This window comes from Mycobacterium sp. HM-7 (assembly GCF_053852335.1).
On record NZ_CM132657.1, the window covers coordinates 2,762,964 to 2,787,431 of the forward strand.

20 protein-coding genes are annotated in these 24,468 nt (G+C 66.0%); 8 read left to right on the plus strand and 12 right to left on the minus strand.

Translation table 11 applies throughout. The annotated features are described in order from the left end of the window. Nucleotides 1-28: 28 nt before the first annotated feature. Nucleotides 29-868, plus strand: a complete 840-nt coding sequence (locus ACWW1C_RS13315) for an FkbM family methyltransferase (RefSeq protein WP_455983856.1) — start codon at nucleotides 29-31, stop codon at nucleotides 866-868. A 61-nt stretch (nucleotides 869-929) separates the two neighbouring features. On the opposite strand, the gene ACWW1C_RS13320 is transcribed toward ACWW1C_RS13315, so the two are convergent. The 3 genes from ACWW1C_RS13320 to ACWW1C_RS13330 form a co-directional block, all read right to left on the minus strand. Further along, nucleotides 930-2,669: an AMP-binding protein gene (locus ACWW1C_RS13320; protein ID WP_455983857.1), complete on the minus strand. Its 1,740-nt coding sequence runs from the start codon at nucleotides 2,667-2,669 to the stop codon at nucleotides 930-932. 165 nt (nucleotides 2,670-2,834) lie between these two features. After that, nucleotides 2,835-3,569: a hypothetical protein gene (locus ACWW1C_RS13325; protein ID WP_455983858.1), complete on the minus strand. Its 735-nt coding sequence runs from the start codon at nucleotides 3,567-3,569 to the stop codon at nucleotides 2,835-2,837. A gap of 45 nt (nucleotides 3,570-3,614) precedes the next feature. Further along, nucleotides 3,615-3,968, minus strand: a complete 354-nt coding sequence (locus ACWW1C_RS13330; protein ID WP_455983859.1) for an XRE family transcriptional regulator — start codon at nucleotides 3,966-3,968, stop codon at nucleotides 3,615-3,617. Nucleotides 3,969-4,102: 134 nt separating this feature from the next. Between ACWW1C_RS13330 and ACWW1C_RS13335 the strand changes: the two genes are divergently transcribed. After that, nucleotides 4,103-4,747, plus strand: coding sequence for a hypothetical protein (locus tag ACWW1C_RS13335; RefSeq protein WP_455983860.1), 645 nt, complete (start codon nucleotides 4,103-4,105; stop codon nucleotides 4,745-4,747). A 294-nt stretch (nucleotides 4,748-5,041) separates the two neighbouring features. Continuing rightward, nucleotides 5,042-8,203, plus strand: a complete 3,162-nt coding sequence (gene ileS / locus ACWW1C_RS13340; RefSeq protein ID WP_455984271.1) for an isoleucine--tRNA ligase — start codon at nucleotides 5,042-5,044, stop codon at nucleotides 8,201-8,203. Nucleotides 8,204-8,209: 6 nt separating this feature from the next. Here ileS and ACWW1C_RS13345 read toward each other — a convergent pair whose 3' ends face one another. The 4 genes from ACWW1C_RS13345 to ACWW1C_RS13360 form a co-directional block, all read right to left on the minus strand. Beyond that, a complete protein-coding gene (locus ACWW1C_RS13345; RefSeq protein ID WP_455983861.1) occupies nucleotides 8,210-9,451 on the minus strand; it encodes a mannosyltransferase in 1,242 nt (413 codons plus the stop codon). Then, nucleotides 9,444-10,640, minus strand: a complete 1,197-nt coding sequence (locus ACWW1C_RS13350; RefSeq protein WP_455983862.1) for a mannosyltransferase — start codon at nucleotides 10,638-10,640, stop codon at nucleotides 9,444-9,446. The genes ACWW1C_RS13345 and ACWW1C_RS13350 overlap by 8 nt, the downstream gene beginning before the upstream one ends. Before the next feature lie 121 nt (nucleotides 10,641-10,761). Further along, nucleotides 10,762-11,523, minus strand: a complete 762-nt coding sequence (locus ACWW1C_RS13355; RefSeq protein WP_455983863.1) for a GAP family protein — start codon at nucleotides 11,521-11,523, stop codon at nucleotides 10,762-10,764. Between the two features lie 11 nt (nucleotides 11,524-11,534). Then, the gene (locus ACWW1C_RS13360) at nucleotides 11,535-11,753 is read right to left on the minus strand and encodes an RNA-binding S4 domain-containing protein (protein WP_455983864.1); all 219 of its coding nucleotides are present in this window, start codon (nucleotides 11,751-11,753) and stop codon (nucleotides 11,535-11,537) included. Between the two features lie 60 nt (nucleotides 11,754-11,813). Here ACWW1C_RS13360 and ACWW1C_RS13365 point away from each other — a divergent pair, with 60 nt between their 5' ends. Further along, nucleotides 11,814-13,151, plus strand: coding sequence for a DNA polymerase IV (locus ACWW1C_RS13365; protein ID WP_455983865.1), 1,338 nt, complete (start codon nucleotides 11,814-11,816; stop codon nucleotides 13,149-13,151). 2 nt (nucleotides 13,152-13,153) lie between these two features. Here the strand turns inward: ACWW1C_RS13365 and ACWW1C_RS13370 are convergent, their stop codons facing one another. Further along, the gene (locus ACWW1C_RS13370; RefSeq protein WP_455983866.1) at nucleotides 13,154-15,184 is read right to left on the minus strand and encodes an acyltransferase family protein; all 2,031 of its coding nucleotides are present in this window, start codon (nucleotides 15,182-15,184) and stop codon (nucleotides 13,154-13,156) included. Between the two features lie 172 nt (nucleotides 15,185-15,356). Continuing rightward, nucleotides 15,357-16,280, minus strand: coding sequence for an asparaginase (locus tag ACWW1C_RS13375; RefSeq protein WP_455983867.1), 924 nt, complete (start codon nucleotides 16,278-16,280; stop codon nucleotides 15,357-15,359). A gap of 108 nt (nucleotides 16,281-16,388) precedes the next feature. On the opposite strand from ACWW1C_RS13375, the gene lspA reads away from it, so the two are divergent. The 3 genes from lspA to rarD are packed head-to-tail and all read left to right on the plus strand — an operon-like array spanning nucleotide 16,389 to nucleotide 18,888. Then, nucleotides 16,389-17,039 (plus strand): signal peptidase II, encoded by a 651-nt coding sequence (gene lspA, locus ACWW1C_RS13380; RefSeq protein ID WP_455984272.1) that lies wholly within the window; start codon nucleotides 16,389-16,391, stop codon nucleotides 17,037-17,039. Further along, the gene (locus tag ACWW1C_RS13385; RefSeq protein WP_455983868.1) at nucleotides 17,036-17,959 is read left to right on the plus strand and encodes an RluA family pseudouridine synthase; all 924 of its coding nucleotides are present in this window, start codon (nucleotides 17,036-17,038) and stop codon (nucleotides 17,957-17,959) included. Before lspA ends, ACWW1C_RS13385 begins: the two co-directional genes overlap by 4 nt. Then, nucleotides 17,956-18,888 (plus strand): EamA family transporter RarD, encoded by a 933-nt coding sequence (gene rarD / locus ACWW1C_RS13390; protein ID WP_455983869.1) that lies wholly within the window; start codon nucleotides 17,956-17,958, stop codon nucleotides 18,886-18,888. The genes ACWW1C_RS13385 and rarD overlap by 4 nt, the downstream gene beginning before the upstream one ends. Nucleotides 18,889-18,894: 6 nt before the next feature. Here rarD and ACWW1C_RS13395 read toward each other — a convergent pair whose 3' ends face one another. Further along, nucleotides 18,895-20,085 carry a hypothetical protein gene (locus ACWW1C_RS13395; RefSeq protein ID WP_455983870.1) on the minus strand — a complete coding sequence of 397 codons (1,191 nt, stop codon included), beginning with the start codon at nucleotides 20,083-20,085 and terminating at the stop codon, nucleotides 18,895-18,897. A 245-nt stretch (nucleotides 20,086-20,330) separates the two neighbouring features. Here ACWW1C_RS13395 and ACWW1C_RS13400 point away from each other — a divergent pair, with 245 nt between their 5' ends. After that, a complete protein-coding gene (locus ACWW1C_RS13400) occupies nucleotides 20,331-21,983 on the plus strand; it encodes a glycosyltransferase family 39 protein (protein ID WP_455983871.1) in 1,653 nt (550 codons plus the stop codon). A 162-nt stretch (nucleotides 21,984-22,145) separates the two neighbouring features. Here the strand turns inward: ACWW1C_RS13400 and ACWW1C_RS13405 are convergent, their stop codons facing one another. Then, nucleotides 22,146-22,916: an FkbM family methyltransferase gene (locus ACWW1C_RS13405; RefSeq protein WP_455983872.1), complete on the minus strand. Its 771-nt coding sequence runs from the start codon at nucleotides 22,914-22,916 to the stop codon at nucleotides 22,146-22,148. Nucleotides 22,917-22,958: 42 nt separating this feature from the next. After that, nucleotides 22,959-23,813 (minus strand): glycosyltransferase, encoded by an 855-nt coding sequence (locus ACWW1C_RS13410; RefSeq protein WP_455983873.1) that lies wholly within the window; start codon nucleotides 23,811-23,813, stop codon nucleotides 22,959-22,961. Between the last annotated feature and the right edge of the window lie 655 nt (nucleotides 23,814-24,468).

The window sequence follows — 24,468 nt, forward strand, 5'->3', positions numbered from 1 at the left end:
TCTAGATGGACGGGATATTCGATCACCGATGGATCTCCGGAAATTCACTGAAGCATTGCGGCCACTGCCAGGATGGATCGGGGGTGGCATTCTCGACTGGTATCAGCTCGGGCTCAGAAAGCCGCGGGACGCGACCACCTATTACGGTGCCACCTTTCATTGCGACCCGGTCGATTCAATTCAGCGGAGCATCATCTATTACGGCGTGTGGGAACCCGCCATTTCGCGAATCATCGAAAGCCGTCTCACGCCGGGAGATCTGTTTGTCGACATCGGCGCGAACATCGGCTACGACACCATGCTCGCGGCTACCCGGGCCGACGTCATCGCCATCGAGGCGGCGCCCCACATCTACCGGAAGATGCTGCACAATCTCGACCGCAACCCTGAGCTCGCGCGTCGCATCCGCCCGGTGAATGTTGCGGTTTCCGACCATGTCGGCGAACTCGACCTGTATGACTTCGGCCCCCGCAACATCGGCGCCACCACGACGTTGCCGTCCCGCAACGGAAAGAAATGCGCGACCGTCGGAGCGGCTCCGTTGCTGGACATTCTGTCGGCCGAAGAATTGGCACGTGTACGGCTGATCAAGATGGATGTCGAAGGTGCTGAAACTACAATTCTCAATGATATTTTCGACCACATTGATGCGTTTTCCGAAGATATGAGCATCATCTTCGAGGCCAATCCCGAAGACGACCGAGCCGCATTCAATGACCTGTTCGAACGAATTCAGCAAAACTTCGTGGCTTACGAAGTGGAGAACGGCTACAGCAATGCCTGGTATCTGAAATGGAAAGAGGGTCCGCTCAATCAGCTACATGCGGCTCCGGCACGGCGGACCGATATTCTCCTGACTCGCGCATAGCGCCGGCGTCGTCCACCTCCGAGTCCCGGGCTGCGGCACGCGGCCCGGGACCGGAGGCGGATCACGCGTCGAGTCGCGCCAGTTCACCCTTGCGGTACAGCTCGGTGCAGGCCTGCCGGCGGATCTTGCCGCTCGTGGTGATCGGGATCGAGCCCCGGCCGACCAGCACCAGGTCGGCGGCGTTCACGCCGTGCACCTGCGAGATGGCCGAGGTGATGTCGTGCTTGACCTGGGCCAGGTTCTCGCGGACCTCGTCCTCGGTGTCGCCGCGCTTCTTCATCTCGATGACGACGGCGAACTGCTCGACACCGTCCTCCTCGAAGCCGACGGCGGCGGTGCGGCCGCCCGAGACCGCGCTGACGGTGGCCTCGATGTCGTCGGGGTACAGGTTGCGGCCGCGGATGATCAGCAGGTCCTTGATGCGGCCGATGATGAACAGCGAGCCTTCGGAGATGAAGCCGAGGTCGCCGGTACGCAGCCAGGTGTCCGTCGGGATGCCCTCGGGGGCGTCGACGAGCACGCCGCGGAAGGTCTTCTCGGTCTCCTCGGGCTTGTTCCAGTACCCGGCGCACACGTTCTCACCGTGCGTCCAAATCTCGCCCACGGTGCCCTCGGCGACCTCGCGACGGGTCTCCGGGTCGACGATGCGAACCAGCGGTGATGGCGAGAAGCCGTAGCTCACCAGCGGGCTACCCGACTCGACGCGCTCGACGATGCCGTCGGCCAGCTTGTCGGCATCGAAGTCCACGACCGTCGGCGGCTCACCGGATTCGCGGGACGCCACGTACAGCGTTGCCTCGGCCAGGCCGTAGCTGGGCCGGACGGACTTGCCCGGCAGGCCGAACTTGGCGAAGCGCTGAATGTAGCGCTTGACGGTGGTCGGCTGCACGCGCTCGGCGCCGCTGAAGACCGTCAGGACGGTGCTCAGGTCCTTGCCGGCCATGTCCTCGTCGGTGGTGCGCGCAGCGGCCAGGTCGAACGCGAAGTTCGGCGCGGCGGTGATGACGTTCCGGTGGCTGCCCATGAGCTGCATCCAGCGCGCGGGCTTGACCAGGAACGAGATCGGGCTGGTCATCACGGTGTGCCAGCCGCCGAGGATCGGCGTGCAGACGCCGAGCAGCAGGCCCATGTCGTGGTACAGCGGCAGCCAGGTCACCACGGTGCTTCCCGCTGGCGCGACCTTGCCCCATTCGGAGAAGAAGACCGCGATCATCTGCTCGTAGTTCGCGGACACGTTGCGGTGCGACACCATCACGCCGGCGGCGGTGCGGGTCGAGCCGGAGGTGTACTGCAGGTACGCGGTCTCCGGGCGAACTTCGCGGCGGGAGAACGGCTTCCGGCGGGTTTCCAGGTCCAGCTCGTCGACGGCCAGGACGGTCGGGCTACGGCCGTCGTCGTTCGGCGTCGCGTACTGCGCGACGGCGTCCTTGCTGGCCGCGGTGGTAAGGGCGACGACGGGCTGGGCGTCCTTCATGACCGAGATAACGCGCTCGTCGTGGTGGCCCATGATGGGCTGCGTCAGCGGGACGGCGATCATGCCGGCTTCGAGCGCGCCGAGGAATCCGACGACGTATTCGAGGCACTGCGGGGCGACGATCACCACGCGGTCGCCGATCTCACCGTGCTGGCGCAGTTCGTGGGCCACGGCGACGCTCTGCTGGTACAGCTGAGCCCAGGTAAGGGTCTTGGCCACACCATCGGGGTCGGTGTCGTAGTCCATGAACGTGAACGCCAGGTCGTTGGGTTGCAGGCTGGCGCGTTCGCGCAGGACGGCCGGCAGAGACGACTCGATCACGGACACTTCCTCCTCGGGGATGTTCGGCAGGGGGGTAGGCCGGGTGTCGTCGAAGGCCGTTGAACACAGTCAAACTGACACCGGGTGCCGGATAGCAGAGTAAGGCATACGCGCAGATTTTGACGTATCAGGCTTTTTGCTGACGAGTCGCCGACGGTCCGCGGCGGAGGCTCAGCGGGCCGCCTTCGAGAACCACTTGGTCTTGATCAGCCACGAGTGCGCGGAGGCCAGCGCGAAGACCCCGCCGCACATGCACGCGAACACCCAGACGAACTTGCCGTCTTCGAGGGGCTGCAGCTCCGGGACCAACGAAGTCAGGATGCGGGTGGCACAGGCCAGGATGCCGCTGCCGGTGGCGAACAGGTAGATATTGGCGATGCGCCGCGAGTCTTCGTTCTTGCGCAGGACCAGCAGGGCGCGCGCACCGAACACCAACAGGTAGGTCAGGGTCCCGCAGAGCACGAGCCAGTAGGCGGCCAGCCAGCCGTCGGTCGGCATGGTGAACAGGTCGGGGGAGTACTCGCGTCCGGCGACGCTCATGGAGAACAGGGCCAGCAGGATCGGGATGCACAGGGTGGCGGGCCGCTCGATGTACTGCGTGAACATCTTCTGCATGGCGGAATCGTCGGCCAGACGGCCGATGGCGTTGTAGACGATGGCGGAGGCGGCCACGATGTAGCAGTCGTGTCCGAGGTAGGCGGGCAGGTTCCAGACGCCGGTCATCGAGTGGATGGCGCGGCCCAGCGTGTCGGCGGCCATCGGGGACATCAGGGCGACGGCAGCAGCCTGCAGCGCGATGTTGAGGGTCGCCGCGACTTCCCAGCGGCAGGACCACGTGACGCGACGGATCCAGAGACTCCACGCCATACAGGCGAGAGTGATGGTGATGAGAAATGTGATAGCCATGGTTGAAGCCTTTGCCGGCGCCTGCGAACGCTCAGATTTTACTTGTCACAGCGGCGGTGCGTCAGCACGTCGCGTCATTTCCGACAACTTCGTGGCGCGTTTGGGGACCGCCGGCGCCGCCGTGGCAACCGCGAGGGGTGCCGACTGGATGTAGTTGATGACCTCGTCATGGCTCATCAAGCCGAACCGAACTTGCAGGTCGGGGTAGCTCAACCGGAAGTGATCGGCTACCAGGCGGAGCTCTTCCGCGTTGGGATAGTCGACTTCTTTGATCCTCCGGTAGTACGTACTGCTCGAGGTTCCGAGCGCACCGTAGATCTCCCTCGCTTCGACGTCGCCGTCGAAGATGTAGTCGAGCAGCGCTTTGAGCTGTCTGCCGTTCTGGTCTGTTCGGGGCACTCTGTCACGATAGACCCTTCCCCCCTTTGGTTGCTAGCAACTGTTTTTGCGACACATAAGCCGTAATTGACATGGGCGTCACAGTTTCGGGAGCTATGTCCCAAAATTGGGAATCGTGTTGTAGTGTGCATCACATGACTCTTGCGTACGCCGGTGAGTTCGACGCCGTTCTCCCTTCTGCTGCTGCGGCGACAATTCATGTCGCCGACTACGAGTTCGGCGGGTTCGACACCGCCGGTACTGCGGTCGATATGCGGCGCCTCGAGGCTCCGCTGTCGCCGGTGATCACCGCCGAGCTCGAGGGCGCTGTCGAATACCTGGGGGTCGATGCCGAGGTGTTGCTGATCGCAGCCCTCGGTCGCGCGATCGAGCGGGTGATCGGACCCGGCCGGGCCGCGGTTGACGTGGCCGCAGCGAAGGAACGCTCGGGCGGCGGGCTGGCCGTCATCCGACGGCTCGAAATCGACGCGGTCTCGGCATCCGACGTGGACGCCACGGCGATGGTTCAGGCAGTGCGCGGCGCCCTGGTGGACGCCGCCGCCGACCCGAATGACGTTGCCGATGTCTTGTTCAGTTACGGCATGTCCGCGATCGACGGCGAACACCCGGGCCCGGCCCACACGCTCGAGGTCCGCGCGTTCCACGCCGACGACGCACTGCACGTCGACTGGTGGTACGCGCGGCACCAGTTCGAGCCCTACACCGTGGAAGAACTCGCCGAGCAGTTCTCCTACGCCGTCATCGAGCTCGCCTCGGAGGCCATGCCGGTCGCGGAGTAGTCCGGCGTGATCCACGGCCGCCCGCGCCCGCTAGAATCGCTGCATTCGCATCGATCCGGCCATCACCGGGGAGCATTCGGAAGAACGGCCGGGGCCATCGAGGCTGCGGCTCAGTAGAACCGAACGGGTGGGCCCGTCATCGCCTGCAGTTGAGCGGCGCACGTGCGTGATCTTCCCTGGTCGGCCGCGCGCAAGCGGGGTGGTACCGCGGCGCTCGCGTCCAGACGCGAGATCGTCGTCCCCGTGCCTGGAACTGAGCACCTGATCGGTGCTGACGGCACTGGAGACCCTGACGTGAGCGCGTACCCCAAGACCGCAAGCGGCACACCGAATTTCCCCGACCTCGAAACCGAGGTCCTGGACTTCTGGGCCCGCGACGACACCTTCCGCGCCAGCATCGCGCGCCGCGACTCCGGTCCTGATGGCGCTGCCCCCGAATACGTCTTCTACGACGGTCCGCCGTTCGCCAACGGCCTGCCGCACTACGGCCACCTGCTGACCGGCTACGTCAAGGACATCGTTCCGCGCTACCGCACCATGCGCGGCTACAAGGTCGAGCGCCGGTTCGGCTGGGACACCCACGGCCTGCCTGCCGAGCTCGAGGTGCAGCGTCAGCTCGGGATCTCGGACAAGGCGCAGATCGAGGCCATGGGCATCGGGGCCTTCAACGACGCCTGCCGGGCCTCGGTCATGAAGTACTCGAACGAGTGGCAGTCCTACGTCACCCGCCAGGCCCGCTGGGTCGACTTCGACAACGACTACAAGACCCTGGACCTGACGTTCATGGAGTCGGTGATCTGGGCGTTCAAGCAGCTGTGGGACAAGGGCCTGGCCTATGAGGGCAACCGGGTGCTGCCGTACTGCTGGAACGACGAGACCCCGCTGTCCAACCACGAACTGCGGATGGACGACGACGTCTACCAGAGCCGGCAGGACCCGGCGCTGACCGTCGGATTCGTCGCGACCGACGGCCCGGCGGCCGGTGCCCGCCTGCTGGTCTGGACCACGACACCCTGGACGCTGCCGTCCAACCAGGCCGTCGCCGTCAACCCCGAGGTCACCTACGTGCAGGTGGTGGGTCCCGACGAGCAGAACTACGTCATCGCCGAGGCGCGGCTGGCCGCCTACGCGCGCGAATTCGGCGAGGAGCCGGTCGTCGTCGGCACCTACCTCGGCGCCGAGCTGCTGGGCTCGCACTACCTGCCGCCGTTCGCGTTCTTCGTCGATTCTGATAAGGCGGAGAACGCATTTCAGGTCTTGCCGGGCGACTTCGTCACCACCGAGGACGGCACCGGCATCGTCCATATGGCGCCGGCCTACGGTGAGGACGACAAGGCCACGTGTGACGCCGCCGGGATCGTCGCGGTCACGCCCGTGGACTCCACGGGCCGCTTCGACTCGACCGTGCCCGACTACCAGGGCCAGCAGGTCTTCGAGGCCAACCCGCAGATCATCAAGGACCTCAAGAACGGCACCGGTCCGGCCGCGGTCAATGCTCCGGCGTTGTTGCGCCACGAGACCTACGAGCACTCCTACCCGCACTGCTGGCGGTGCCGCAACCCGCTGATCTACCGCGCGGTGTCGTCGTGGTTCGTCAAGGTCACCGAGTTCAGGGACCGGATGGTCGAGCTCAACCAGCAGATCACCTGGTACCCCGAGCACGTGAAGGACGGCCAGTTCGGTAAATGGCTGTCCAACGCCCGCGACTGGTCGATCTCGCGAAACCGGTACTGGGGCAGCCCGATTCCGGTGTGGAAGTCGGACGATCCGGCGTACCCGCGCATCGATGTCTACGGGAGCTTGGACGAGCTCGAGCGTGATTTCGGAGTCCGGCCGGACAACCTGCACCGCCCTTACATCGACGAGCTGACCCGGCCCAATCCCGACGACCCGACCGGCAAGTCGACGATGCGCCGCATCGAGGACGTGTTCGACGTCTGGTTCGACTCCGGCTCGATGCCCTACGCGCAGGTGCACTACCCGTTCGAGAACGCCGACTGGTTCGACGGCGGCGCGAACGAAGCCGCCCATTTCCCGGGCGATTTCATCGTCGAGTACATCGGCCAGACCCGCGGCTGGTTCTACACCATGCACGTCCTGGCGACCGCGCTGTTCGACCGCCCGGCATTCAAAACCTGTGTGGCGCACGGCATCGTGCTGGGCAACGACGGCCAGAAGATGAGCAAGTCGCTGCGCAACTACCCGGACGTGTCCGAGGTGTTCGACCGCGACGGTTCGGACGCCATGCGGTGGTTCCTGATGGCCTCGCCGATCCTGCGGGGCGGCAACCTGATCGTCACCGAGCAGGGCATCCGCGACGGTGTCCGGCAGGTGCTGTTGCCGGTGTGGAACGCGTACTCCTTCCTGGCGCTGTACGCGCCGAAGAAGGGCACCTGGCGCACGGACTCCACGCATGTGCTGGACCGCTACATCCTGGCCAAGCTTGCCGATCTGCGGGACACGCTGACGGAGTCGCTCGATGCCTGTGACATCTCGGGGGCGTGCGAGCAGCTGCGCCAGTTCGCCGAGGCGCTCACCAATTGGTATGTCCGACGGTCCCGTTCGCGGTTCTGGGAAGAGGACGCCGACGCCATCGACACCCTGCACACCGTGCTGGAGGTGACGTGCCGACTGGCCGCGCCGCTGCTGCCGCTGGCCACCGAGGTGATCTGGCGTGGGCTGACCGACGAGCGTTCGGTCCACCTGACCGACTGGCCCGAGGCCGGCGTGGTCCCCGCCGACCCGGAGCTGGTCGCGGCGATGGACCGCGTGCGTGAGGTGTGCTCGGCGGGCTCGTCGCTGCGCAAGGCCAAGAAGCTGCGCGTGCGGCTGCCGTTGCCGAAACTGACTGTGGCGGTGGATAACCCGTCGGCACTCGCACCTTTCAAGGATCTCATCGCCGACGAGCTCAACGTCAAGGCGGTCGAGCTCACCGATGACATCGACACCTATGGCAAGTTCGAGTTGAGTGTCAACGCGCGGGTCGCCGGCCCGCGGATCGGCAAGGACGTGCAGGCGGCGATCAAGGCCGTCAAGGCCGGGGCGGGTGTCGTCAACCCCGACGGCACGCTGACCGCCGGCCCGGCCGTGCTGCTGCCGGCGGAATACAGCTCGAAACTCGTTGCGGCGGAGCCGGAATTCACCGCGGCGCTGCCGGAAGGCGCGGGCCTGGTCGTGCTCGACGCCACCGTCACTCCCGAGCTGGAGGCCGAGGGCTGGGCCAAGGACCGCATCCGTGAACTGCAGGACCTGCGCAAGGCCACGGGGCTCGACGTGTCCGACCGGATCACCGTGACGTTCGCCGTACCGGCCGACAAGCAGGCGTGGGCGACCACGCACGCCGACCTGATCGCCGGCGAGATCCTGGCCACCGGCTTCACCGTCGTGGATGTCGCGGCCCTGGCCGACGGCGCCGACGTCGGCGACGGTGTCCGGGCCGCGATCGCCAAGGCCTGAGCCGACTCAGCCCCCCGCGAACGTGCCGGCTTGCTTTTCAGCGTGCACGTTCGCGGGGCGCAGGCGGCGGCCGGTCGACGCGATCCAACCGAGGGTCACCACTGCTGCCGCGACGTACACCAACCCGGCCCAGGCCAGGTACCAGGGCCGGCCGAACTGCCACACGCTCGGTTCGGCGAGGGCAAGTGCGCTGGGAATGCCGAGAGCGGTGATGGCCACCCAGGTCCAACCGAGCGCGCGTGCTCCCGGCTTGTCCCGCCAGCATCCGCGGAACAGCCAGAGGATCAGCGGCACCAGCCATATCCAATGGTGGACCCACGAAATCGGTGACGCCAGCAAGCCGAACAGTTCGACCACCAGCAGCGACCCCAACGGGTCGCGAGGCGCCGCGTGCACACCCAGCGCGTGCCACGCCAGCGCGGCCAGTACCGCCGTTGCGGTGATCGCGGCCAATACCAGCGCGTTGTGGCCGGCATCGTGGCCAAGGATTCGGGAGATGCCGCCACTCCAGGATTGATTGATCGCGGTGCCCACCGGGACCGCGAAACGACCGATCAGACCGGTGAAATAGAAATGCGTTTCGCTCGGAAAGGCCAGCGCCGACACCGCCAATGTGGCGATGAAAACCAGCCCCGCGCACACCGCCACTGCCCACCGGCGCACGCCGACGAAGTAGAAGCCGGCGATCGCCGGGGTCAGCTTCACTCCGGTGGCCAGCCCGACCAGCAGCCCCGACACCCACCACCGCTTGCTGTAGACGGCATAGAGCACCGAAAGTGTCAAAAACACTCCGAGCTGACCCATGTTCAGACAGACACGTACCGGCTCGAGCCAGATCAGGCCGGCTGTCCACATCATCGCCTCGCGGTGATTGCCACTACGGATCAGCAACTGGCTGATCCGTACGATCCCGTAGACCGCCGCCAGAATCGCGAGTTGCCAGAGGATTCCCGTCATCCCGAACGGCAGCAGACTCAGCGGATAGAACAGCATCGCCGCGAAGGGCGGGTAGATGAATGGGAGCGGCTCGGTCGGTGTCCGTCCCTGCATGGGTGACTGGCCGGCATAGGTGAACGTGTACAAGGTGTTCGGATGCTCCAGCGCAGCGCCGCCCATCACGTACACGTGCAGATCGACGACATTGGGCGGGCTGGGGATGCTCACCGCGAGCAGGGCTGCGGCGCTGAGGAGAAGCAGCATCGGCGCCAACCACCCATGGCGGTCGATCTGCGCCGTCAGATCACGCACGCCGACCGGTCCTGACCATCCAGATCATGGTCGCCAGCGCCGCGAAGATGTACACAATCTCGGCCCACGCCAGGTACCAGGGGCGGCTGACCTGCCAGATGTTCGGCTGGGCGAACGACAGCAGGCTGGGGACGCTGAGCACCATGAGTGCCACCCAGCCCCAGCCCAGGAACCGGGCGCCCACCCGGTCGTGCCACGGGCCGTAGAGCAGCCAGATCATCAGCGGCAGCACCCATACCCAGTGATGCGTCCAGGACACCGGCTCGGCCAGCAACCCGAACAGTTGCACCACCAGTAGCGACCCGAGGCGGTCGCGCTCGCCCCCGAGCGCTCGGAACGCCAGCACCGCGAGCACCGCGGTGGCCACGATCGCGCCGATCACCAAGGGAGACATACCGATGTCGTGACCCGCGATGCGCGACAGCCCACCTTGCCAGGACTGGTTCCACGACGAGCCCACGGGCAGCGACTTTCCGGCCTCGGCCATCTGGTGCGGGAAGTAGCGCCGGGTCTCGTCGGGCAGAACCAGATACGCCAGGCCGACGGTCCCGAAGAACACCACGGCCGAGAACAGCGCGGCGCCCCAGCGTCGAACGCCGACGAAGTAGAAGCCGGTGATCGCGGGTGTCAGCTTGACGCCGGCGCCAACTCCGATGAGCAACCCGGACAGCCACCACCGCGAGTCATAGGCGGCGTACAGCACGGCGAGCATCAGGAAGATGCCGATCTGCCCGGACTGGATGCTGCTACTGGGCGCCTCCATCCAGAGCGCCCCCGCGGTCCACAGCATTGCCGTGCGCGGGCTGCCACCGCCGATGAACTTCTGGCTGAGTCTGACCGCCCCGTAGACGGCAGCCATCAGCGCGACCTGCCAGGCGAGCGCGACGAGCCAGAACGGCGCAAAGTGCAAGGGCGCGAACACGATTGCCGCGAACGGTGGATAGGTGAACGGTAGATGTTCGCCCTTTGTCGGGTCGACGTAGAAGAAGTCGTACAGGCCGTCAGGGTGCCCAAGCGTCGCACCCCCGAGCACGTACACCCGAAGATCGAAGAAGGCATCGCCCTTGACCAGGTAATAGCCCATCGTCGAGGCCACCCGCAGCGTTGCGCTGACGGCGAGGATCAGCGGCGCCAGAGTTTGCCAACGCGACAGCTCCGGACGCGTTGTCGAGATGGGCCCGGCGGTCACCGGCCGACTATATCGATCGGGTATTCGATCGTCCCGGTGAAACTGCTGGGAGCCGTCACACCCGTCGGCGCGATTCTCAGCGAACTCAAAGTTGCCACACAGCACCATGATTCACTTCGGGCTACGACAGCGAGCCAGAGAACACCAGATACAGACCCAACAGCGTCAACGCCGTCGCCATCACCCAGATCCGCCGCGCCCGTAGCCAATTCGGCACGTGCGCCAGATACTGCTGGGTCTTGGCGGGCGCTATCAGATAGCACAGCAACGGGATTTCGGCGAACGCGAACGACACGACTGCATACGTCACCACCGCGGCAACCTGGGTGGACTTGCACTGGCCGGACGCCAGGATCACGCCGAGTGCGCCGATCAATTCGACGTGCGGTCCTGGGCCCGCCCACAAGCCGGCCACGAACGACATCCACAACGACTGACTCCGCATCAGCTGACGTGCCCAGGTCGTCAACCACGCCGTCAGGGACGAGGCCGACGCCGGCGCCTCCGGTTCGACTTCTTGGTCGAGTTCCCCGACTGGGCCGGCAGTGCCGGCTGGCACCGCCACGGGCACCGGAGTTTTGGTCCCGGCCCGCAACAGCAGTGCCACCGCGACCAGCAGCACCATGCCGCCGATCACCAGTTTGGCGTCCGCCGCATCGATGGCGTCGGTGGTCGAGTTCATGTCGGCGATGAGCCGCTTGGTCGTGCCGTGCAGCAGGTAGACGGCGCTGAGGCCCACGAGCAGGCTCGACGTGAGACCGCCGAGGCAGAACACGAACAGGGCGGGGATGGGGCGGTTGCGCATCACGACGAAAACCGCCACCCCGAGTCGGACTGGATCCCACATCGCCATGACGGCGAACATCACTACGGTGGCCCACACGGGCCGGGACGCTACTGGTCGTAGCTGGCAACCCTCGCTCGGTTTCCTGCGAACGCCACCACATCGCCGGGCTTGAGCTGCCGACCACGGCGGGTCTCGACCTCGCCGTTGACTTCGACCAAGCCGTCGGCGATCACCGCCTTGGCATCGGCGCCGCTGTCGATCAGTGAAGCCAGTTTCAGGAATTGGCCCAGCCGGATCGACTCGTCGCGGATCGGCACGTCGTTCATGCCGAGAAGGGTAGCCACCTAGCATTGGCCACTGTGGATCGCTGGGTCATACATCTTGATATGGACGCATTTTTCGCGTCGGTCGAGCAGCTGACCCGGCCCACGTTGCAGGACCGTCCGGTCCTGGTCGGGGGTCTCGGCGGACGTGGCGTGGTCGCCGGCGCGAGCTATCAGGCCCGCAAGTTCGGCGCCCGCTCGGCGATGCCGATGCATCAGGCGCGCCGGTTGGTCGGTGCGGGTGCCGTGGTACTACCGCCCCGCGGTGCGGTGTACTCGGTGGCCAGTCGGCGGGCGTTGGATGCGGTGCGCGCGCTGGTGCCGGTGCTCGAGCAGCTGTCGTTCGACGAGGCGTTCGGTGAGCCGGCCGAGCTGGTCGGCGCCGACCTCGACCTGGCGCGTCAGTTCTGTGAGGACCTGCGGGCTGCGGTCCGCGCCGAGACGGGGTTGGTCGCCTCGGTCGGTGCGGGTTCGGGCAAGCAGGTCGCGAAGATCGCATCGGGCCTCGCCAAGCCGGACGGAGTCCGCATCATCGGCGGCGACGAGCAAGGGTCGCTCCTGGCGACGCTGCCGGTCCGCAAGCTGTGGGGGATCGGGCCGGTCGCAGAGGAGAAGCTGCACCGGCTGGGCATCGAGACCGTCGGCGCGCTGGCGGCGCTCAGTGATGCCGAGGCCGCCGACGTCCTCGGTGGCACTGTCGGCCCGGCGTTGCACCGGCTGGCGCGCGGCATCGACGACCGGCCCGTGGTCGAGCGTGCCGAGGCCAAACAGATCAGCGCCGAGTCCACGTTCCAGGTCGACCTGACCACCCTTGAGCAGTTGCGCGAGAAGATCGGGCCCATCGCCGAGCACGCGCATCGTCGGCTGCAGCGCGACGGCCGCGGTGCCCGCACGGTGACGGTGAAGCTGAAGAAGTCGGATATGAGCACGCTGACTCGTTCGGCCACGCTGCCGTACGCGACAACCGACCCGTCGACCTTGGCGGCGACGGCCCGTCGGCTGCTCCTCGACCCCGTTGAGATCGGCCCGATTCGTCTTGTGGGCGTTGGGTTTTCGGGTCTGACGGATGCCCGGCAGGAGTCCTTATTCCCGGAGCTGGAGCTGGTTGACGGTCCGGACGTGCCGATGTCGGCGGGTCAGGCTGTGCCGTCCAGTGCCGCGCCGGTCGAATCCCCGTGGCGCATCGGCGACGACGTCCGGCATCCGGACCACGGCCACGGTTGGGTGCAGGGCGCTGGGCACGGCGTCATGACGGTGCGATTCGAAACCCGGGCCAGCGGACCGGGGGTGGCCCGCACCGTCGCGGCCGATGATCCGCAGATCACGCGCGCCGATCCCGTCGAAAGCCTCGACTGGCAGGACTACCTGGCGCAGTTGCCGACCGACGACGGCGCGGCCTGACGCTAGCCTCTGTGGGGTTGAAGCCCGCGGGGCAGGTTCGGCGTACCGCTACCGCTGGTGACCAGCGCCGCCCGGCCTTGCCGATTGTCCGCGGTGGCGGACTTGTCGGCCGGCGCGAGGAGGGACATCACATCCGCGTCGACGATCGGGGCCAGCGCGGCGCTCATGTTCACCGTGAGATGGTGGCCGTCGCGGTAGACGAGCGTGTCCCCGAGGATGCTGGGGCAGACGGTGTCGTTGCACAGGTAGTCGCTGTAATCCAGATAGCTGAATGCGCCCCTGGTGGCCAGCTGCTTCTCGGCCTGGCGGACGGCCTGGTTCAGTGCTTTGGCCCGAGGCAGCGCGCACCGCTGGGCGTCGTCGGGGAATAGACCCAAGCAGAAGGTGGGCGCCACACCGATCGATGGGGTGTCGGCGAACACCGCGACGCGCGCTTGCGACGGCAGCTCACTGACGGTGTCCGTGAGGGCTTTCCCCCAGTGCGTCGTCGGGTCGGCATCGTTCAGCATGTAGCTGGACCCCCAAGCTCCGAGGAGAATCAGTGCCGGTTTGGCTGCTTCGAGGCTGGCGAGGACGTTTTCGCGCCATTCGGCACACCTCGGATAGTTGGCGATATGAATATGCGCCGAGGGGCAGTGACTCTTGGTGCGAGTGTCGAGGCGGATCAGGCCCTGATCGGCGAGCGCGGAAAGCGCCGGATACCAGTGCGCCGCATGGGAATCGCCGAACAGTACGACCAGCGGTGCCTGCGGGTTGGTCCCCACCGTGCAGCCCGCCGGGTCGGTGGCCCACTGTCCGCGGTGGCAGCCGTTCGCGTAGATGACAGGTTCGCCGCCGGCGCCGTCGGAGAGCTCCGGGGTGAGGTTGCTCGGCACGTACGGGGTCCCGGCGGGCTTCACGCTGAGCGCTGTGTGAAGCGCAGTACGGCCGGTATCGCGCCTGGGTGACTGCACCACGGCGACTGCGAGAACGACGGCGCAGACGGCGGCCATGACGCCCGCGGTCGCGGCGAGCGTCCGGCGCGGACGCGCGGCGTTCAGCCATGCCAGGTGCTGGCCGGGTTGCTCGACGTACCGGTAGAGCAGCCACGCCAGCGGGACACAGGTCGCCACGATCGCGCCACGCAGCCACATCGGCGAGGTGTGCATGTAGCCGGTGGCGGCGACGGGTAGGACGAGCAGTGGCCAGTGCACGAGGTACAGCGAGTACGAAATATCGCCTACCCAGGTGAGCGGACGCAGGCTCAGGAGCGCCGCGGGGCCCCAACGCACGGGGCCGGCGGCGATGAGCAGCGCCGTGCCGATGACCGGCACCGCCACCGCGTCGCCCGGATACTCGGTGGCGGTGGAGAACAGCACGCCGCTGCCGACGATCGCCGCGAGTCCGGTCCAGCCCGCGATGGCGCCAATGCGGTCGCCGAAGATCCGGTCGCGGTTCAGCAGCGCGAACGCGACCAATGTGCCCAGCCCGAATTCCCACATCCGCGGGAACAGGATGAAAAACGCGTTGGGTTGGGAGAAACCCGTCAGCCAGACACACAGCACGAACGACATCGCGATGATCCCGGCGATAGCTGCAACCCTGCGGGTGCGCTGCGTGAACAGCCCGAACAGCCACACGAGCAGTACCGGCCACAGCAGGTAGAACTGTTCTTCCACGCCGAGGGACCAGTAATGCATGAACAACGACGGGGTCTTGTCGGCGAGGTAGTCGGTGGCGCGGTAGGCGAACACGACATTGGGGACGTAGAACGTGGCGGCGATCGCGTCCTTGACGACGTACCCGAACTGTAGGGGAGACACCCAGCACGCGGCGGCCGCCACCGTGGCGACGATGACGGTCAACGCGGCCGGCAGCAGCCGTCGAACCCGCCGCGCATAGAACGCGCCGTACCGGATGTGCCCGCTGTCGCGCAGCTCGCTCAACAGGTGGGTGCTGATCAGGAAGCCGGAGATCACGAAGAAGACGTCGACGCCGACGTAGCCGCCGCCCACGCCGGGTATCTCGGCGTGGAACAGCACGACCAGGGCCACGGCGATCGCACGCAGGCCCTGGATGTCGAGGCGTTTTGGTTGTTTGCGCTGGCTACTTGTCGCCGTCAGCTCGGTGCCTTTCCCGGGAAGTTTGGCGAGGGGAAATTATCACTGGTTCGTCAATTGCGCGCGTCCTGAAACCGTGAGCCGTCCATCCAGTGGGACAGTCTGACTACGCCCACTCAGCGAACAGTTCTGACGCCGGTATGTCGGCGGCCAGTGCCGCCATCAGCAAAACCCGAGCCTGAGCTGCGCGCAACCCGCCCGCTGACACCGCTCCGGCGTCCAGCAACGCCCGTCCGGGACCGTAGCTCGACGTGACGCGCGTGCCGGGCACCCGCGTTGCAATCGCCACTGCCACACCCGCCGCGCACAGGCGCTGCACGCCGTCGAGAACTTTGGACCCCGCATTGCCCGAGCCCAGTGATTCGAGCACGATGCCGCCTGCCCCCGCCGCCGCAAACGCGTCCATGGCCAGTGCGTCGCTGCCGGCATAGGCGGCGACGATATCCACGCGCGGTGCCGTCGCCGCGGTCAGCGCGGCGAGCACGGGGCGCCGCTTGGCGGTGTCCGCAACGAACGAACCGTCGCTGATCGACCCGACTGCGGTGCCGACCAGGCCGTGCCCGGCCTTTGTCATGCCCAGGGGTTGCCACACCCGGCCGGCCATGCTGACCAGCACGCCGAGGTCGTTGGCGGACGGGCTGGCGGCCACGGTGATCGCGTCCCGCAGATTGGCCGGGCCGTCGGCGTCGGGTGCGTCGCTGCTGCGCATGGCGCCGGTCAAGACCACCGGCACGGTGCCGTCGTACGTGATGTCGAGCCACAGAGAGGTTTCTTCCATGGTGTCGGTGCCGTGCGTGATGACGATCCCGTCGGCGTCAGCGGCCGCGCGCACCGCGGCCCCGATCCGGTCCCAATCGGCCGGGGTCAGCTCGGAGCTGTCGACCGACATGAGGTCGACGGTGTCGACCTGGACGCCGGCACCGAGGGCACCCACCAGGTCGGTGGCGCTGCGTGTCGGCCGGGCTATTCCGTGTTGGTCGGTGCTGGTGGCGATGGTGCCTCCGGTGGCGATCACGACGACGCGAGTCATGGGCGGAATTGTTCCTCACGGTGTCTTTGGGATGATGGGGGAGTGACTGATGAATCCACGGAGCCGGAGGCGACCTCGGGCACCGGGCCGGAGACGGGCGAGCCGGCGGTGTCGGAGACGACTGAGCCGGCGGAGCCGGAGACGACTGAGAGCGCCGAATCTCCGGTGACCGCGACGCCGCAGGCGCAGCCCGTCCCGCGGCGGCTGCGGTTGTTGCTGATGGTCGCGGCGCTGGTGCTGGGGCTGGATGTGTTGACCAAGGTGCTGGCGGTGAAGCTGCTGGTGCCCGGGCAGCCGGTCGAGATCGTCGGCGACACCATCACCTGGACGCTGGTTCGCAATTCCGGGGCGGCCTTCTCGATGGCGACCGGTTACACGTGGGTGCTGACGTTGATCGCCACCGGCGTGGTGCTGGGCATCATCTGGATGGGGCGGCGGCTGGTCTCACTGTGGTGGGCGCTCGGCCTGGGGATGATCCTCGGCGGCGCGGTGGGCAACCTCATGGACCGGTTCTTCCGCTCGCCGGGGCCATTGCGCGGGCACGTGGTGGATTTCCTTTCGGTCGGCTGGTGGCCGGTGTTCAACGTCGCCGATTCCGCGGTGGTGTGTGGCGCGGTGTTGCTGGTTGGCCTCTCGATGTTCGGAATCGATTTCGACACCGAACGCAAGCAACCGGAAGTCGCTGACACGCAACAGGATTCGTCTACGTCGCCGGCGCCGGCCGCTGCGGCCGCCGACGACGCCGAAACCGGCCGATGAGTAGCCGATCGATGCCGGTCCCCGAAGGACTGGCCGGGATGCGGGTGGACGCGGGCCTGTCTCGGCTGTTGGGGTTGTCGCGCACCGCGGTGGCGACGATCGCCGAAGAGGGCGGGGTCGACATCGACGGCGCGCCGGCGGCGAAGTCGGACAAACTGGTGGCGGGCTCCTGGCTGGAAATCCGGTTGCCGGAGGCGCCGGCGCCGGTGGAGAACACGCCCGAGGAGATCGAGGGCATGGGGATCCTCTACTCCGACGACGACATCGTGGCCGTGGACAAGCCGGCCGGGGTGGCGGCACACGCTTCGCTGGGCTGGACCGGCCCGACGGTTCTCGGCGGGCTGGCCGCGGCCGGTTTCCGAATCAGCACCTCGGGTATCCACGAGCGACAGGGCATCGTGCACCGTCTCGATGCCGGCACGTCCGGCGTCATGGTGGTGGCGTTGTCCGAGCGGGCGTACACCGTCCTCAAGCGGGCGTTCAAGCACCGCACCGTGGAGAAGCGCTACCACGCCCTCGTGCAGGGCCACCCGGATCCGTCCAGCGGCACCATCGACGCGCCGATCGGCCGGGCCCGGGGCAACGACTGGAAGTTCGCCGTCACCGAGGGTGGCCGGCACAGCATCACGCACTACGACACCGTCGAGGCGTTCGTGGCGGCGAGCCTGCTCGACGTGCATCTGGAGACGGGCCGCACCCACCAGATTCGGGTGCACTTCTCCGCGCTGCACCACCCGTGCTGTGGTGACCTGACCTATGGTGCCGATCCGACGCTGGCGAAAAAGCTTGGGCTGGAACGGCAGTGGCTGCACGCGCGCTCGTTGGGGTTCGCCCATCCGGCTGATGGCCGGTGGATCGAGATCACCAGCGAGTATCCGCCGGAATTGCAGCACGCCCTGGATGTGTTGCATCGGCAGTGACCACTACCGCGACGGCCACGTCGAATCAGAACCGGGGATTGCTGCTCGGGCTCGGGGCCTACGGCTCGTGGGGTCTGTTTCCCGCGTTCTTCCCGCTGCTGAAGCCGGCGAGCGCGTTCGAGGTGCTGGCCCACCGCATCGTGTGGACCGTGCTGTTGATGTTCGTGGTGCTGGCTGTCTGTCGCCGCCTGGGTGACCTCCGGCGGCTGTCGGGCGGCACCTGGGGCCTGCTGGTGTGCGCGTCCGCCCTGATCTCGCTGAACTGGGGCATCTACATCTACGCGGTCAACAACGGCCACGTGGTCGACGCGGCCTTGGGTTATTTCATCAACCCGCTGGTGAGCGTGGCGTTGGGCGTCGCGCTGTTCGGCGAGCGGCTGAACCGCGCGCAGGCGGCAGCGCTGGCCATCGCCATTGTCGCGGTGGTCGTGCTGGCAGTCCAGGCGGGTGAAATCCCGGCGATCGGCCTCGGCGTGGCGGTGTCGTTCGGGGTGTACGGCGCGGTCAAGAAGGTGGTGCGCGCCGACCCGCGGGTCAGCGTCGGCGTCGAGGCCGGGGTGGCTGCCCCGTTCGCGTTGGCCTACCTCGCCGTCCTCACGGTTGCGGGGCAGGCGACGGTTCCCGCACTGGGCGCAGGCCACACGCTGCTGATGATGCTCTGCGGCCCGGTGACGGCGCTGCCGTTGTTGATGTTTGCCGGTGCGGCGCAACGGCTTCCGCTGGTCACCATGGGTCTCTTGCAGTACCTGACGCCGGCGCTGCAGATGGCGTACGGCGTCGTCGTCGGGCATGAGCCGATGCCGGTGGGCCGGTGGGCCGGCTTCGTCCTGATCTGGCTGGCGCTCGCGGTGTTCACCGCCGACGCGGTGTTGCGCGCCCGTCGCGCGCCGGTACCGGAAGCTCCGCAGAAGGATCCGATCGCGACGTAGGTGCTGCTAGGACGCCGCGGCGTGCCGGAAGTCGTAGGGCCGGGCGACGTTGCTCGGCTGCGGTACCGGGCGGTTGTCGACGACGCTGCGGAGCCTGGTGCGGAGCTGGTCCAGCTCCGCGCGCGCCGCGGCGACGCGCGACGTGACGGACTCGCTGTCCGACAGCATCTCGTCGAGGTAGGCGTTGATGGCAGCTGGTTCATCGGCCGGCAACGCGAAGCCACCGGGTTTCAGGGTGCGGATGGTCTTCTCGGTGGTCCAGTTCGACACCGCCAACGGGACGGCACCCTCGGTGGCGCCGATGATCAGCGCATGCAGCCGGTCGCTGGCGACGATCGCGGACTGCCGGTGGAGGGCGCGAACCTTGTCCTCGCACTCGGCATGAGACTGGTTGCCGAACAGCAGCGGCTCGGTACCGGGATGTAGCTGTTGCGCGAGTTTGGCCATGGCCTCGTCATCGTCCCGAACCTGGCTGAACACCTGAATCCGCAGCCCACGTGTTTGGGCGATGTCGCGCAGCAGGCGAATCTTGCTCGCGCTCAGGGTGTCTCGGTCCCACCGAGTGGATACCGCCAGGATTTTGCGTTCGCGGGGCGGGGCTCCCAGCCCTTCGGTCAGGGGATCGGGGCCTTCGCCGAACGCCCAGTCGGGCGCGACGTCGCCGACGCCGAAAGAGCCCAGCGTGCCGGGATCGCGCCAGGCCACCACCGCCATTTTGCGTCGTGCGTAGCGCTCCATCATCGGCACATCGACTGAGTTGCGGACTCGCCGGGTGCCGCGGGCTGCGGCTTTCCCGACCGTCGAGAGGCGCACGCCGGCACCGACCTGGACCGCGGTGCCACGGCGGGCCAGTGGCAGCAGCGCACAGAGTGCCGTCCACCAGCCCCAGTAGGAGCGAGTCCGTTCGGGATACACGATCTCGCCCGCCGGCATCACCATGACGGTGCGAGTAGCCATCGCGCTCGTCGCGTAGCGACTGAGCCAGCCGATAGCGGTGTCGTGTACGACCTCGTCGCCGCGCAGCCCGACGGCGGCGAGATACCTGTCATCGTTGGGGATCGGCATGAGCCTGCGGCCGACGAGCACGTGCAGTCGCGCACCGTCGATCCCGTGAAAAGTCCGCAACATGCCGCGCCGGAGGATCGAGTCGCCGATGTTGCCGTTATCTCCCCATGTGGACAGGAAAACTCGCGCCAATGTCCTACCCCCTTCGGCATCCCCGGTGCCAGAAAATTCTCGTCTCTGTGAGGATGTCCAGGACACTAACAGGTAGCTGTCAGCATTCAACTGCCCTTACGGACATTTCCCCTGAGGTCGGTGCGCACCCGCGTGGATTCTTTGCCGGCCTTCGTGTGAAAAAAGGCTTCCGCGCCTGGTCAGAGGGGTACTGTCCCGTCTGGAGATCGGGTCACACCGATGGAGGGCTATCGGGGGATGGCAATTTGAGCACGCTCACCGAGCACGGACATCGACGGGCTGACCGCTTGCTCGGAAAATTTGCCGCATATCGGCCGACGCCCACAGTTGCGGTCTCGCTGGTCGGGATATTGCTCGCGCTCTTTCTGGTACGCGCAATGTTGGCGACTTCGTTATCACACGATGACGGGATCACCATGTTGTCTGCCACCTGTAATCAGGGCCGCTACGCGCAGTCCATTCCGACCGGGCGGTGGGTATCGGTTCAATTCTGGCAGGACTATTGGAGCCTGCGTAATCCGGGATGTTTCGAACGGATTCGCGCCGACCTGGCGCATTCCGACATCCATCCGCCGCTGTATTTCTGGCTATTGCACATCTGGTTGTCGATTTTCGGTGTGTCGATACCGGCGGCAGTGACGCTGAACGTGCTGATCATCGTCATGACGGCGCATGTGCTCTATGCGGTGTGCGGGGTGCTCGACGTGCCAAGTGATTTGCGTTGCGTGGTTATTGTGACGTGGGCGCTCACGATGGCGGTCCGCTCGAGTACTTTCGCGATCCGCCAGTATGCCTTGCTCGGATTGTGGTCGGCGCTGCTGTTGTTGCTCGTAAGTTTGTGGTTCACGCGGCACAGATGTGTATATCTGTTGGCACTCGCCCCGGTCATCGCGCTGGGGCTGCTCACTCAGTACTTGTTCGTCGTTCCGGCCGGGGCGGCGTTGCTGCTCATCGGTGTGGCGACCGTAGCCCGGCGGCGGTATCGGGAGTTGGCGCTCTTGGTCGCCGTCGGCATCGTTGCCATCAGTGCGTTTGGCCTGGGCAACCCCGGTTTTTGGGAGTCCTTCCACCGCGGAGGTGAGCAGGCGCAGCAGTTCTCCTGGTCCACGTTGGCGATCCGGATCGTCGCGGTGCTCCGCCCGGTGTATGAGACGTTTCTGCCGATCGATCCCGCCTATCAGCTGTACGGCGTCAAGGTCGGCGCCGTGCTCGGCGGCGGTCTGACATTGGCGGTGGTCACGCCGATTCTGTGGATCGGCGCAAAGTGGTTGATTCGGGTTCGCGGCGGGTGGCATCAATTCATTCCGACTGCGCCGACGGTGCCCTTGTTGCTGTTCTTCGGTTGTTGGCTGAGCACCATCGTGCTGTACCTCTTTTTCATCATGCCGGTGCATTCCATGAGCCCGCTCCATGTATGTTTCCTCACCCCATTTCTCTTTGTCGGGCTTGCGGTGGCGGCTCGACAGTCCCGGGTGGTGACCGCGGTGTTGTCGCTGCTCCTGGTTTTCCAACTCTGCGGGGTGACGGCAGCGACTTTCCATTCCGGTTATCGCTACACGCAGAGGGCCGCGCTGCTGCCGGGGGAAAACGCGGCGATCATCATCGACTCCGACCGGCGTGGAGTCGTACCCGCTGCACTGTGGTCGATTCCAGCCGGCGCAGTGACGTATGTCGCCAGTCAGGACGAATTGCTCACACATTTTCCGGACCTCTCCGGAATCGCCGGCCGAATGGTCTTTTATGTGAGCAGAGTATTGCCCGCCGATCCGTACGGAAATTCAGTCGTCAAACGCAAACGGATTCTGAAGGAGTTCGCTGATCGCGGATATCTGCCTTCGGGTTCCGCAACCGACCCGGAACTCGGTGGTGCGGACGTGTACCGGCTGATGCGCGGATAGCCCCACGGGTCCGGATCTCGCGCGCCGACGGCGTCGGTGCCGGCCCGGGAAGCCCGTCTGGGGTTAGCTCGCCCGCGCCGCTACGGGCGTCGGCGATGGCGCCACTATTGACGAATTCGTCATTTGCGCGGGTTGCTGGAGTGTCGGCGGTAGCGGCCGGGGTCAGCGGCCGCTGAACACCTGACGGATGCTCGCCAGCTGCGCCGCGTTGTCCGGGTGGATGAAGATGAAGTTGTTCACGTAGTCGGGTGAGCGCTTACCGCCGACCGATTTCGCCGCGTCGGGCCGCTGCAACACCGCGGTGTCGAAGTCGGCGACGGGCCGGAGTGCGCCGCGGTGCAGGAAATACCCCTGATAACCCAGCGTGTCGAAAAACGCGAAGGTCTGTGCGACACCCCCGGCGTTGTGCCGCTCTTCGCATTCGACGATGCATGTCGGTTTGGTTGCCGCCAAGGTTCGCACGCCGCCGCGCAGAACGGCCGACTCGTGGCCTTCCACGTCGATCTTCATCACACCGATTCGACTGAGCTCGAGTTCGTCGATGGTCGTTGTCGGCACGGTGATGGTGCGCAGATCGAAACCCGGATTGGCATCTTGCTGCAGTGAACTCCGGGTGAGGACGTCGCGACCGCGGCGGGTGGGGATATGAAAGGTCGTCTCGCCGATGCGGTCGGACAATGCCACCGGCAGAACGCGGTTTTCGGGCTTGATGATCCGGCGTAATCCGGACGCCATGGCCGGATGCGCTTCGACGGCAATTACTTTGCGGAAGCGATTGAGTGCGTAGAACGAATAGACACCTGCGTTGGCGCCGACGTCGAGAAAATCCCGCCCCGAATCCTTGAGGATCGCAAGGAGTCTGAGTTCGGGTTCACCCTTGCGCAGCTCCCAGTTGACGAGCTGGCGGGCGCGGACGGCGTGTGGGGAGAACATGTTCGCTATTCGTTGCATTCTTTACGGGATCGGTGACGTGTTTCAGTGGCTGTAGCTGCGGTCGCGGAATACCGCGGCGGTGCGCGCGGCCGCCTCGCTCCAGTTGCTGTAATTGCCGGCCCAATCACGCATCGACTCACGGTCGACGCTACCGGCCTTTTCGCGCGCTTCGGTGAGGCCGACCGCCAGCCCGTCCACGCCGAGTTCAACCGGATAGAGGCGCTGTCCGCCGGCCAGGTCGACCAGGTGGTTGACCTCGGGCCCGATGACGGGGCAACCCATGCTCAGCGCCAGCAGGGCGCTGCCGGAGGTGAAGAAGCCGCGGTGCGCGATGACGGCGCCGTCTGCCGCGGCGAAGTACAACGGGACGTCTGATTTCGGAATCCGTTTCGCGCACACGAGGATTCGCGGGTCTTCGCGCGCGAGTGCGAGGTCGGCGGAGACGTCACCCTGAGGATTGCCGGCCAGGATCAAGCGGTCCTGTTCTCTGGCGACCTTCTGGAAGGCGTGAATGATGTCGCTGATTCCCTTGTAGGGACGCAGCAGTCCGAAGGACAGGGCGACGAAGCCGTCGATGGGCAGGCCCAGCTTGGTGCGCGCTTCCAACTGCGACGGCGGTGTCGGGTGTGAGTCGATGTAGTGCGGGTGCCGAACCACGGTGCAGGGCCCCGTGTATCCGAATTCCTTCGCCAGCGTTTCCTGGGCGCTGGGGAAGTGGATGAACACGTGGTCGACGAGCGTGAGCAGGTCCTTGCGGATGCTGCGACCCAGTTCGGGGTGGGGGTCGTCGTGCGGCACGAGGTTGTGCGCCGTCCAGGCAATGCGAACGCCGCGCCGTTTGAGTATGTGCAATTGGCGGTTGAACGCCGCGGCACGAGCTTCGTATATCCAACGCACATGGCTGGTATGCGCTTCTGTGGACCAATGGAGGTGCAACCAATCGCCGTCGTGGAGGCGAGCGGATTCGATGCTCAGAATATGCGGCGCAGAGACTTCCAGGCCTTCGCCGCGTAACCCATTGATCATGTTGGGTAGATACGGGTTGTCCAACCAGTGCGGCCACACCGCGACTCGAATCGGTTTTGTTTCCTTGGCGGCAGGTGCATCCAGAATTGGCTGTGCAGGCCGGGTTAGCGAACGAGCCATGCCGCGGACTCTACAGTTCCGCACCGCAAATCTGCCATACAACTGTGAATTAACTCGGGCGCGGGAAATTTCTTTGCTTACCAATGCAAACGATTATTCCGAACGTGGCCAGGGGATTTGCGATACGAGTGACGGCGATTTACATCCGGCGTGGTCGGAGGGTGTTCTCGACCGCAATTCTGACGACACGGGCAATTGCGTTGCCCCGCATATATCTGGCAAATAACGGTCGGTTGGATGGTTTGTCCTCGTTCAGTCCGGCCGGCAATCACGTGTGGCCGAATATCATGCGTTTTCGGGCGATAATCGGCGACATCGCATTTGCAGCACCGTTCCAGCAACTTCTGGGTGGGCCGATTCGGACCCGTCAGCGTCGATCGAGCAAATGGTGCGTGGCCATGCCCGG